We start from the raw sequence: 12,685 nt of genomic DNA, 5'->3' as shown, positions 1-12,685 counted from the left end.
CTTTAGCAGAAGATCCATGACTCTTTTGTAAAAATAAATCTAGAATTAACGTTGACGCTTTGCTTTGTTTAGTTTTCAAAGATCATTTTGATGTCACCTTCTCTTTAGAAGCGACTTTCTTAATGTAACATCTTACCTTTATTTAAGTCAAGAGTTATTTTTGTTTTTTCTTCGCCGCTGCCGTTTTTGTCTTAGTTGTCAGCAGCGACGATCTATAATATAACATCGGTGAAATCTTATGTCAACAGTTTTTATGAAATTGAATAAGCTCTATGGTAAACATCCTGCCCTTTTGTCTCAATGCGCTTAACCTTAATGATTTCCCTCTCTACTAAAAACTCCAAAATGACACTAAGGTCAACTGAGTAATATTTTAATTCTGGATGAAGCAGGAGTTCGGCAAATAACCAGCTGTCCTTTCCTTTCATTACTTTTAGTAAATGGGAAACACCTATTTCTGTTTTTGAATGGATGAGAAAATCACTTGCTAAAAAAAGAAGCTCCAATCGTTTTTCCAGTGTTTCATCGCTTTCCACTAATTCTTGATAAAGCTTATAAACCTGAGGTTCAATTTGTTTTACTTGGTTCCAGACAGTCACTTCCGGATAAAAGCCTTTATCTATTACTTCCAGCCTGGCTAGGTGATGAAGCGCATGGACAATACTGTTGTAGGCATCAAGAAATTGCTTGGATTCAAAAAAAGCTTTTCCTTCCAAATACCTTCTAATCAGCTTTCCAAATTCTAATCCTATCTTGAGCTTTCTTTCCCCAAAAGGAAAAGTTGACAAGCGGTCTCTCAAGCCTAATAGAAATTCATTACGGTCGAATAAAACCTTACTATTAAAAATTAAATCCACCATACGGCGATTAGTACCTAATAGCAGCCATTCGTCAACTTGCTCGCTCGTCACTATATTTAAAGAGGCTTTTTGATCATTAAATTCATAATGTTTTACATATAAAGGATGTTCAGCATCTTTCACGATAACAAATAACGCAACATCCAAATTATCTGTTTGTGGAGAGGTTTGATTTCTTTTTTCCATCATTAACACAGCTAGTGTATCAGGATGGCTTGCTCTTTCTTGATATATTGGGCGGAGAATGTTTTCCATTATGATTCCTCCAGTTGATTTTTAAGGTAACAATTCAATTCATTCTACATTTGAAGACAAGATTCCTTTTTTTCAGGCACTTTGAAAATTATAAGTGATAATTCTTTATACTTCTACTAGTATTTTCGGATTAACATTATGAAAGGGGTTTAATTATGCTATATTTATGAGAGGAGGGTAAATTAATGGCTAAAAAATACTCTAGTAAAATAAATAAAATACGGACATTTGCGTTAAGCCTGATTTTTGTCGGCTTTCTTGTCATGTATTTAGGTGTCTTCTTCCGCAGCAGCCCATTATGGATGACTGTCTTTATGATGTTAGGGCTCTTATGTATAGTTGCAAGCACAGGAGTTTATTTCTGGATCGGCATGCTTTCGACTAAAGCTGTTCAGGTTGTTTGTCCATCTTGCGGGAAAACAACAAAAATACTTGGTCGGGTTGATATGTGCATGTACTGCAGAGAACCCCTGACACTTGATAAAAATTTAGAAGGCAAGGATTTTGATGAAAAATACAATCGGAAGAGCGTACAAAAATAAAGCTGATAGAAATGAATCTATCAGCTTTTATAAGTTCTAGTATGTGGTTATTATTCCATTCTCCATGGCTAGCCTTAATAACAGGAATTCCCTGTGAAGGTAATTTATCCATAGTGCGAATCATTCAGTCTCAGCTTGAAAGGTTTGGGATGTACTTTTTTGACACTCCCGTTTTTTCTTAATGAGCATGTTTCTTTTCGCAATCTCCGCATGTTCCGTATATTTCCATTCTATGATGACTAACTTTAAACCCTGTGACATGTGCAGCTAAATGTTCTACTTCATCTAATCCAGGATAGTGGAAGTCTACGATCTTCCCGCAGCTTTCACAGATGACATGGTAATGCTCGGTCGTTACGAAATCGAAGCGGCTTGACGCGTCGCCATACGTCAATTCTTTTACTAATCCAACCTCTCGAAAGACACGCAGATTATTGTAAACTGTTGCAACACTCATATTTGGAAATTTACCCTCTAATGATTTGTATATATCATCAGCAGTTGGATGAGTCATTGAATTGATCAAATATTCTAATATCGCATGACGTTGCGGAGTAATTCTAACTCCTGTTTGCTTTAAAGTATCAAGTGCTTCTTTTAACTGATGTTCAGACATCCGTCATGCACCTCTCTTCTAGTAAACATTCTTACTTTATAATATTTATAATTAGTGTACCTTGCGACAAAGACTTTTGTCAATTATCTGCTGAAAAGAGCCATAAGTAAGGATTGTTTTTTAGTAGCCTTTTTCTAATTGAATCGGATTTCTCATTTCATTTAGTTTTCCACTTAGATACATATTTAAATTATCTTCAAATATTTCCAATGCTCGTGGTAAATACATTTTTGAAATACCTGATAAGTGCGGAGTAACTGTGACGTTATCCATCGTCCAAAATGGATGCTCCATATGAAGCGGTTCTTTTATAAACACATCAAGTACTGCATGCTTCAAAAGATTTTCAGATAATGCTTTTATTAAGTCTTTTTCTATTATTGCGTCGCCCCGGCCAATATTGATCAGAACAGCTTCCCGTTTCATGAATTTAAACTGATCAATTCCTAATATGCCTTGAGTTTGCCTGGTACTTGGCAGAGCTGATACCACAAAATCTCCGTCCCCTACTACATTATCCAGCTTGTCTATTTTAACTATCTGATCAAAATGAGGAACATCATTCTCGGTAGTATTAATTCCAATTGTTCTCATATTAAATGCTTTGCACAGCCTCGCGATCTCGGAGCCAATTGCTCCAGCCCCCAAAACAACAATGGTTTTACCGAATAGTTCTACCATTTCCACTTTTCTCGTCCAATTCTGTTCTGCTTCATTTTTGCTTAAAACCTTTGCTTGACGTGAAACCTGAAGCATCATCGCAAGTGTGTATTCTGCCATCGGTATTTTATGTATTCCTCTTGCATTTGTAACCAAAACATTCTTTTCCTGCAAAGCAGAAAACGGCATTTTCTCCAAACCGGCTGAAGCTACCATAATCCACTTTAAATCACTTGCTGAGTAAACATGCTCCTCATTCAAATCTTCTCCATATGTAAGAAGAATTTCTGCTTCCTTAAGATATTCCACAGCTTTATTTATTTTTTGATCAAATACAAAGGTACATTGCGGGTATTTTTTTGATAATCTTTCTTTATCATGATCAGGCAATCGAACGGTTGATAAAATCTTCACAGGTAAGCGCTCCCTATCCCTTTATTCCTTATTCATTGTATAAGAAAATTTCTCTCCAAGAAAGACTACTATTTATGGTGACCAAAAGTTTCTCTGGGAAGGTGATGATTCCAGACAACGAATCTTAGACTGCTTTCGACTAATAAAAAAAGTGCGGGGAGTTCCCGCACAATGCTTGCGCTAACATATGAGGAGGTTATGCCTTCCCTTTTAACATACTCATTTTTTATCAAAATGTCTGGACTTTCGCCCTGTTCCAAAGAAAAATAGGAAAATCACGCTAAATTGTCTTTAATGTATTGCAAAGCTTCTTCTACATGCCCTTTTACTTTTACTTTACGCCATTCCTTCACAATCTTTCCTTCTTTATCAATAATGAAAGTTGAGCGTTCAATCCCCATGTATTCTTTTCCGAAATTTTTCTTCAGCTTCCAAACGCCGTATTTCTCAGCTACCGCGTGATCTTCATCTACAAGAAGCGTGAATGGCAGATCATGCTTTTCCTTAAACTTTTGGTGCTTTACTTCAGGATCTGGACTGACTCCAAGAATAACAGCATCCAGCTCTTTAAAGCTTGTGTAAAGGTCTCTAAAATCACAGGCCTGTGTGGTACATCCTGGTGTCATATCTTTAGGATAAAAATAAAGTACGACAAAACGGCCTTTTAAATCAGATAGTTTTACTTTTTCTCCGTTATCAGCCGCTAATTCAAAATCAGGTGCATTTTGCCCGACCTCAATTGTCATGTGAATACCTCCAAAATTGAATGGTTTAGTAAAAGACTACCCAATTTTGGAGACTTGTACAACTATTCAGAACTAATTACAGACCTGGCTACAAAAATAATTGGAAGCAAATAGCCGATTAGTGCTTGAATAACCGCAATAAACCTCCCGATTCCAACTGGATTAATATCACCGTAACCAACGGAAAACAAAGTGACTGCACTGAAATACAAGCAAGTATTCAGTTTTTGAAAGTAGGATCCTGTTACAGGGACCCCATTATCTAACAGAATCGAACTTCCTGTCTGCATAAAGATCAAATAAAACATGGCAAAGCTGACTAACAAGGAAATATACATAAAAACAAGAACTAAAATGGTTTCCCTTGCAAGGAATTGGTGCTTTGAGCGAATCGATAAAAAAATTTTTAAACTCATTAATAAACAAATAACAATAAGGATTAAAAAAATGATATCCACTTATTTAACCTCGTCCCACATTCTTCTTATTAGAATATATAATGGATCAAGGGTGAATATTCGAAAAACCTTAATTGTCTAATGAATAGGTCCTTTCCAGTCTATGGCTATTAATAATAAAAAAACTAAAAACATCGGGATAGAGAGGAAATAGCCCAGCACAAGCTGGCTAACGACTACAGAGAAAAAACCAATAAAGCCAAGCTTTTGTTTCGCTCTTCTTTTAGCAAGAAAATAAAGGATTGTACCAATAATCACTCCAGTTGTAAGCGCTCCCAATAAAATGACTGCCAAATTTAGATCCATTATTATTCCCCCATCTCCATATAAGTGGAGCCAAAATATTTATATATTTACCTGATGTCTATTCATGGAGGTTACATTTTATTTTGAGATACTGAAAATCTGAGAAAATAAGGTAAATGTATCATTTCCCTAATAATACCACATTACAAGCTTTATAAACCTGTTGATTGACCTCCTTTTGTGAAATGCTAGAATAAAAGAGAACTTTTTTATCAGTAGGAGGATATCATGCAACACTTAAATTCTGAAAAGCTTCATGACGAGGCTTTGCAACATATTGTCGGTGGTGTAAACAGTCCATCTCGTTCATACAAAGCAGTAGGCGGCGGGGCGCCAGTTGTTATGGAAAAAGGAAAGGGAGCATATTTCTGGGATGTAGACGGCAACAAATACATCGATTATTTGGCTGCATACGGACCAATTATTACAGGTCATGCGCATCCCCATATTACACAGGCAATCCAAAAAGCAGCTGAAACAGGAGTATTATATGGAACTCCGACCCGGCATGAAATTACCTTTGCTAAAATGCTGAAGGAAGCGATTCCTTCTTTAGAAAAAGTAAGATTTGTTAACTCCGGAACAGAAGCCGTTATGACAACAATCCGTGTCGCACGTGCCTACACAGGCCGAGATAAAATTATAAAATTTGCAGGCTGCTATCACGGTCACTCAGACCTTGTTTTAGTTGCAGCTGGTTCAGGTCCGTCTACTCTTGGCACACCCGATTCTGCCGGTGTTCCAAAAAGCATTGCCCAAGAAGTAATTACAGTCCCGTTCAATGATTTGGTGCCATTTAAAAAAGCATTAGAAAAATGGGGAGACCAAATTGCAGCTGTCTTAGTAGAGCCAATCGTTGGTAACTTCGGGATTGTTGAACCAAAAGAAGGATTTTTACAGGAAGTAAACAGACTTACACATGAAGCTGGCGCACTAGTTATTTATGATGAAGTTATTACAGCCTTCCGGTTTACATATGGAGGCGCCCAGGATTTACTAGGCGTCCAGCCTGATTTAACTGTTTTAGGAAAAATTATTGGCGGCGGTCTTCCAATCGGAGCTTATGGAGGCAAAAAGGACATTATGGAAACGGTGGCTCCTTTAGGTCCGGCTTATCAAGCGGGAACGATGGCAGGCAATCCTGCATCGATCTTATCTGGGATCGCTTGTTTAGAGGTTTTACAACAAGCAGGAACGTACGAGAAATTAGATCATTTAGGCGCACTTTTAGAAGAAGGTATTAAGAAATATGCTGATGCATATAACATTCCAATTTCTCTTAATCGCTTAAAAGGCGCGCTTACTGTCTACTTTACTCATGAGAAAATCGAAAATTATGAGCAAGCTGAAAACACGGACGGAGAACGATTTGCAAGGTTTTTCAAGCTCATGCTTCAGCAAGGAATAAATCTCGCCCCTTCCAAATACGAAGCTTGGTTTATTACGATTGCACATACGGAAGAGGATATAGAAAAAACAATAACAGCTGCAGGAAATGCATTCAAACAACTTTCAAATGAATAACCATACATTCTTTCATTATGGAAAATCACTCATTTTCCATAATTTTTTTATTACCCAATAGTAAACGCTTACATTATTTTCACTCCCTAACTTTGTCAGGTTTCCTTACAAACAATTAAGAATGTATACCCTATCCACGAACCTGTATAAATAATTGAAAACCCTATCCGAAGGTGATAAGATTGGAATTATAATTCTGAAAATTTTTTCTTTTTAAGTTTTACCTTTATTCTTTCCTTCTTTGCACTCTCCTAAGAAACTGTTGCTTTAATGGATTCAGTCTTACATCAAGAGATTACCCATTTAGAAACTAATTTACGAAAACACCCATTTATTTTTATAGATTACTATGCTTATAGGAGGTGAAGGCCTAGAGACGGTTGCTCCCTCTCTCTAGCCGCAATTATGACTGAACAATGGAGTCCAAGTTTGTTTACAGATTATCAAAAAAATGCTGAACATGATGCTTGTGGTATTGTGTCTGTGATTGAAAAAAAGAATATCCCAACAAGAGATAATATTTTAGCATGTATTAATGCTTTAGTGACGATGAATCATCGTGCAGGTTTTATTAATGAAGAAGGCGATGGTGTTGGTATTCACATTGACCTTCCAAAAAAACTTTGGAAGGAAAAGTTGCAGCAGGCGGGTCAAGACCAATCTTTAGTTGACCGACCTGACTTTGTTGTCGGTCATTTTTTTATTTCCAGACATACAAACAAAGATCAAATAAAAGAACATGTGAGAAAAGAACTTACGAAGTCTAACCTCCAATTAATCTTTGAGACAGATGAGGTAACATCATCTGAAGCATTAGGACCAATCGCTGTTCAGGAAGAGCCGTTATTTTGGCAAGTGGGCCTTATTCCAAATGAAGAACATAAGCAATTATCGAAAACATTATTTCATCTTACAATTGAAATTGAAAAGGACGACCATATTCACGTCGCCTCTTTAAGTCAGCATGCAGCAGTATACAAAGTAATGGGTGCCGGTGACATTTTGCCAAAGTTTTATCACGATTTAGCAAGTCCGTTAGTTGCTTCTGCGATGACACTCGGCCATAATCGTTATTCAACAAACACCCTATCAAACTTTTTCCGTGTACAACCTTTTAGCGTACTAGGTCACAATGGAGAGATTAATACAATCTCCAAACTACGGGATGAAGCGAGAATGATTGATGTCCCTTTAACAAATGGGGGCAGTGACTCACAGGATTTAAACAGGACGATTGAAACGCTTGTTTGCCGGTACAATTTTAGTTTATTTGAAGCTCTTGACATCTTATTTCCGCCAATTGTAAATGAGATTAAGACCTATCCAAGCCATATTAAAGATTTATATACGTATGTGAGAGAGGCTTGGGGTCATTTTGCACAAGGTCCTGCAGGAATTATTTCGAGATTTGCAGATGAGGCTGTTTTCAGTGTGGATGCTCTTGGGCTCCGTCCATTATGGCAAATTGAGACAAAGGATTCCTATCTTTTCTCTTCAGAGCCTGGAATTATTTCAAATGCTCTTTACACAGGAGAGCCAAAACCGTTAGCGCCGGGTGAAAAAGTTGGGTTAAAATGGAACGATAATAATGAGATTAAGGTTTATCACTATCCAGAATTTCAAGAAGAGGTTTATCAACGATTCTCGCCAAAAGTGTCTTTGGAAAACTATCAAGTTCGGTTAAAGCATCCAAAGAGTACAAACCAATTAACATTATCACCTGTTCAAAAGATTCAAAACGGCCAATATTCTGCATTCGGCTGGGATCGCGAGCATATCCAGCTGCTTGAGCAAATGGCAGAAAAAGGCGCGGAACCAATTCGTTCTCTAGGCCATGATGGCCCCCTGGCAGCCATTCATCCTGACCGAAAAAATATTGCAGACTTTTTAAAAGAAAGTGTTGCGGTTGTAACAAACCCTGCGATTGACCGTGATCGGGAAACAGAACATTTTTCCACAAGAACAATCATCGGAAAACGTCCATCTTTAGTTGAAAAGCATGGACAAGAGCTTGTTTTAGAGCTCCCATCTCCATTGTTAATAGAAGGGCAAATCGGTCAAGCAGCTGCTTCAGAAACAGATCAACTTTCATATGAGCAGGTTGTTGAGCAGTTTTCAAACAATAAATCCCTTGCCATTCTTGATACTACATTTAATGAAAAAGAAGATCTGAAAGATGCCTTATCAAGACTGGCAGACGCAGCTATTGACGCTGTTCGAAATGGTGCTGCCCTCTTAGTTTTAGAGGATCAGAAGGCACACAAGGATCATGAACTGTGGATTGACCCCCACCTTGTTACTTCTGTTATTGATCAAGCTTTAGTGGAGGCAAGAATTAGAAGAAATTGTTCGATTTTACTTCGTTCAGGAGCGATTAGGTCATTGCATGACATCATTACTGCTTACGGACTAGGTGCAAACTTAATCAGCCCTTATATCCTGTTTGCTACAGTAGCAGAAGAAGACGGTCCAGTAACTCCAGTTGTAAACCTTTTTAATGCATTAAATAAAGGATTGGAAAAAGTCATTTCAACGATTGGCATTCATGAGCTTCGCGGTTATGGCCGTCTATTCTCTGCAATTGGATTAAACCTTGAAATTTCCGATAAATTGAAAGTTGTTAATTTCTTAGGCTCTGCAGAGTTAAAACATAATTTGAAGAGTCTAAAAGAGGATGCTATTGAAAGATTGAAAGATTATGAAAATGAAAAAGCAAGACCAGGAAAAACATTCCACATCTTCCCTCGCATTTGGAAGGCAATCGGGGATGTTGCTTCATCAGGAAACTATGATGGATATCGAGAAAAATTAACTGAACAAGAGGAAAAAAATCCAATTTCAATTCGACACTTAACTGATTTAAAGAAAATCAATTCTTCCGTTCCAGCTGAAAAAGTTGATCTAGGTGTTGGCGACCATGACCTGCCATTTGTTATCGCATCCATGTCATTTGGCTCCCAAAATGAAGTCGCTTTCCGTGCTTACGCAGAAGCAGCAGATCGTTTAAACATGATCAGCATGAATGGCGAAGGCGGAGAAATCAAGGATATGCTTGGGAAATATCCGAAAACACGCGGCCAGCAGGTTGCTTCTGGGCGATTTGGTGTAAATGCTGAGCTTCTAAACTCGTCCAATTTATTAGAGATAAAAATTGGTCAAGGGGCAAAGCCTGGTGAAGGCGGACACCTTCCAGGTTCTAAGGTTACAGCCAAAATTGCCGAAGCACGTAATGCGACAATCGGTTCTGATTTGATCTCACCGTCAAATAACCATGATATTTATTCGATTGAAGACCTATCGCAAATGATAACAGAGTTGAAAACGGCAAATGATCAAGCGAAAGTAGCGGTAAAGGTTCCTGTTGTCCCAAACATCGGAACAATCGCAGTCGGTATTGCTAAAGCAGGCGCTGATATTATTACGTTAAGCGGCTTTGACGGCGGTACAGGTGCTGCAAGGATCCATGCGCTTCAATATGTAGGATTGCCTGTTGAAATAGGTGTAAAAGCAGCCCATAACGCCTTACTTGAAGCAGGACTTCGCCATAAAGTAGAAGTTTGGGCCGATGGGGGAATTAAAAGTGCACTTGATGTAGTAAAGGTTATGCTGCTTGGTGCCAACCGCGTTGGATTCGGAACTCTTTCCATGATTGCCATTGGCTGTACAACATGCCGCGGCTGTCACCTAGACACGTGCCATGTCGGAATTGCCACTCAAATAGAAACTGAATCCCAAGCAGAAGAGCACGGATTGCGAAGATTTGTTCCGCGCCAGTATGACTTGGCTGTTCAAGGCTTAATGAATATGTTCGGTGCTTTTGGAACTGAGCTAAAATCCTTAGCTGCTTCTCTTGGCTTTAATCGTCTGCAAGAGCTCGTAGGGCGTTCAGATTTACTAGAGCAAACAAGAGGTGTAGACGCAATGGATCTTTCAAATTTATTAAAAACAAATGATATCCAAAACCTTGTTCATAAAGAGGTTGCAGCGAGCGTAGAAGAAAAACGATTAGCTGTAGCAGCCGGAGCAGAGTACCTGGATTATCATGAAGATGATTTACTTGAATCACGTGATTTCTCAGGGGTTACTTCTGAGCAGCGTGTATTAGCAAGCCGAGTTTCCTGTCACCGCGTCCGCGGCAGATTGGATGGGTCCTACAAAGAGCTGGATGACATCAAGCTTCAATACAGAGACGGCTCTGTATTAGGAAACGGTCTTGGTGCTTACAATACTAGCGGAATTAACATTCTTGTTGAAGGCGGAGCACAAGACGGAACAGGGAAGACTTCTTTTGGCGGCCAAATTAAAATCCTCAAATCAAAAGGGGTGGATGGAAACTATTACAATGGTTCTGTCGGAAAAGGTTTTGGTTATGGAGCACAAAGCGGACTTTTACTTGTTCAAGGAAATGCTGATGCAAGAGCAGGTATTAGATTATCCGGTGCAGACATCATCATCGGCGGAAAAGTAAAGACCCCGATTCCAGCTAATGAACTTGGAAATATTGGTGTAGGTGCAAACATTAAAGGTTTTGCTTTTGAATATATGACAAATGGACGCGGTCTTGTATTAGGCGATCCAGGCCCATGGATTTGTGCAGGTATGACTGGGGGAGTCGTTTACGTCCGCCAGCAGCCTGAAATGGGACTTACAAAATCAGCAATCGAGCGCCGTATAGCAAAAGGCGCGAAAATCGAAACAGGCTCACTCTCAGAACAAGGAAAATCTGACGTATTCGAGCTGCTTTCCATTTATATTGACGCATTAGAACAAAGCGGACAGACAGATGAAGCGGACGAACTAAAGCCGATATTGAATGAAGTAGAAAACCACTTCATTCAATTAGTTCCTCAAAAAGAACAAGCTGATCCTTCTGTATCCACAGAATGATGTCAAATTAATTTATTATAGGGTACCAGGTACTCGCGGTTCCAGGAACCGCGAGTACCTGGTACCCTTGTTTAATTTTGTATAAATCGGGGAAAAGTATCTTGAATAAATGATGAAATGAGTGTATATTACTTTATTGTTTAGGAACAAAATTGGAATCTCTCGTTTAAAAGCAATAAGGTTTTATAATTTTTTCCTAAATGACCAAGAAAATTTACTCATGAAAGGAATGCTTTTTTAATTCTATGAAACTCGGTGCCCGCATTTTAAAAACGGGAATTGCTATTACGATTGCCTTATGGATTTCAAATGTGCTGCAGCTTCCATCACCAGTCTTTGCAGGAATTGCTGCCATCTTTGCGATTCAGCCCACGATATATCGCTCTTATTTGTCAGTTATTGAGCAAGCCCAAGCGAATATAATTGGGGCATTTATTGCTATATTATTTGGACTTGTATTTGGTCCGCATCCTTTTGTTATCGGCTTTACCGCCGTCATTGTTATATCCATTAATTTAAAGCTTAAAATGGAAAAAACAATACCTGTTGCACTCGTTACTGTTATTGCGATTTTAGAAAATCCCGGAGAGGACTTTATCCAATTTGCTTTGATTCGTTTTTCGACTGTGCTATTAGGGGTTTTGGCTGCATTTGTTGTAAACCTTATTTTTCTCCCGCCAAAATATGAGACGAAGCTGTACAATCAAATTGTCGAAAACACCGTGGAAATTATAAAATGGATTAGAATTAACATCCGGCAGGCTTCAGAACATAGTGTGTTAAAGGAAGATATCGAGTCACTAAAAGAAAAGATGATAAAGCTTGACCAGCTCTACTTACTTTATAAAGAAGAAAGACATTACTTCAAACGAAATGAATACTCAAAGTCCCGGAAATTAGTCATGTTCAGACAAATGCTTGTGACCTCGAACCGGGCTTTATACACATTAAGAAAATTGCACCGATTAGAAAACGAATTGCATAACATGCCGAAAGAATTTCAGCAAATCCTTGTCTCAGAGCTTGATTACCTATTACATTTTCATGAGCTCATCCACATGAAGCTAGTCGGTAAAATCAAACCGCAATCATCACATGAACCTGAACGAGTCTATAATAAACAAAAATTGGTTGAAGCATATTTAAGCTATCAATCAAGCTGCGCCTGCCAAGACTCCTTCTATCACCTGATGCCGCTTGTCTCAAATATTATGGAGTACAGCGAACAGCTCGAGCATTTAGATATATTAATTAACAGCTTTCAAAGCTATCACCAAAAAGAAAACGAACAGATTATCAACCAAAATAATGGTAACTAACCCAGCTGTGAAAGCTGGGTTTTTTATTTTGGAGAAAATATTTCCTTCAACGGTACGATAAGGACAATAATGATCTAGATGTGAAATGTAAAACTTGA

10 protein-coding genes are annotated in these 12,685 nt (G+C 38.4%); 4 read left to right on the top strand and 6 right to left on the bottom strand.

The genetic code is table 11. The features are described from left to right. Window positions 1-251: 251 nt before the first annotated feature. On the bottom strand, window positions 252-1,115 hold the full coding sequence (locus IC621_RS05485; protein WP_191156545.1) for a nucleotidyltransferase-like protein: 864 nt from the start codon (window positions 1,113-1,115) through the stop codon (window positions 252-254). A 185-nt stretch (window positions 1,116-1,300) separates the two neighbouring features. On the opposite strand from IC621_RS05485, the gene IC621_RS05480 reads away from it, so the two are divergent. Then, entirely contained in the window at window positions 1,301-1,657 is a 357-nt protein-coding gene (locus IC621_RS05480) for a YgzB family protein (RefSeq protein WP_191156543.1), read from the top strand. A gap of 178 nt (window positions 1,658-1,835) precedes the next feature. On the opposite strand, the gene perR is transcribed toward IC621_RS05480, so the two are convergent. The 5 genes from perR to IC621_RS05455 form a co-directional block, all read right to left on the bottom strand. After that, window positions 1,836-2,273 carry a peroxide-responsive transcriptional repressor PerR gene (gene perR, locus IC621_RS05475; RefSeq protein WP_191156541.1) on the bottom strand — a complete coding sequence of 146 codons (438 nt, stop codon included), beginning with the start codon at window positions 2,271-2,273 and terminating at the stop codon, window positions 1,836-1,838. A gap of 120 nt (window positions 2,274-2,393) precedes the next feature. Next, the gene (locus tag IC621_RS05470; RefSeq protein WP_191156531.1) at window positions 2,394-3,347 is read right to left on the bottom strand and encodes a D-2-hydroxyacid dehydrogenase; all 954 of its coding nucleotides are present in this window, start codon (window positions 3,345-3,347) and stop codon (window positions 2,394-2,396) included. A gap of 275 nt (window positions 3,348-3,622) precedes the next feature. Continuing rightward, on the bottom strand, window positions 3,623-4,093 hold the full coding sequence (gene bcp / locus IC621_RS05465) for a thioredoxin-dependent thiol peroxidase (protein WP_191156529.1): 471 nt from the start codon (window positions 4,091-4,093) through the stop codon (window positions 3,623-3,625). Between the two features lie 62 nt (window positions 4,094-4,155). Continuing rightward, window positions 4,156-4,551, bottom strand: coding sequence for a two pore domain potassium channel family protein (locus IC621_RS26970; RefSeq protein WP_191156527.1), 396 nt, complete (start codon window positions 4,549-4,551; stop codon window positions 4,156-4,158). Between the two features lie 78 nt (window positions 4,552-4,629). Beyond that, window positions 4,630-4,857 carry a hypothetical protein gene (locus IC621_RS05455; protein WP_191156525.1) on the bottom strand — a complete coding sequence of 76 codons (228 nt, stop codon included), beginning with the start codon at window positions 4,855-4,857 and terminating at the stop codon, window positions 4,630-4,632. 228 nt (window positions 4,858-5,085) lie between these two features. On the opposite strand from IC621_RS05455, the gene IC621_RS05450 reads away from it, so the two are divergent. The 3 genes from IC621_RS05450 to IC621_RS05440 all read left to right on the top strand — a co-directional run bounded on the left by IC621_RS05450 (window position 5,086) and on the right by IC621_RS05440 (window position 12,587). Continuing rightward, a complete protein-coding gene (locus tag IC621_RS05450) occupies window positions 5,086-6,381 on the top strand; it encodes a glutamate-1-semialdehyde 2,1-aminomutase (RefSeq protein ID WP_191156523.1) in 1,296 nt (431 codons plus the stop codon). A gap of 405 nt (window positions 6,382-6,786) precedes the next feature. Then, on the top strand, window positions 6,787-11,268 hold the full coding sequence (locus IC621_RS05445; RefSeq protein WP_191156521.1) for a glutamate synthase-related protein: 4,482 nt from the start codon (window positions 6,787-6,789) through the stop codon (window positions 11,266-11,268). A gap of 245 nt (window positions 11,269-11,513) precedes the next feature. Then, window positions 11,514-12,587 carry an FUSC family protein gene (locus tag IC621_RS05440; RefSeq protein ID WP_191156519.1) on the top strand — a complete coding sequence of 358 codons (1,074 nt, stop codon included), beginning with the start codon at window positions 11,514-11,516 and terminating at the stop codon, window positions 12,585-12,587. Window positions 12,588-12,685 lie beyond the last annotated feature (98 nt).

The sequence above is a fragment of the Metabacillus arenae genome (genome assembly GCF_014773385.1).
Classification (GTDB): domain Bacteria; phylum Bacillota; class Bacilli; order Bacillales; family Bacillaceae; genus Metabacillus_D; species Metabacillus_D arenae.
This window is presented reverse-complemented; position numbering and strand designations above follow the sequence as displayed.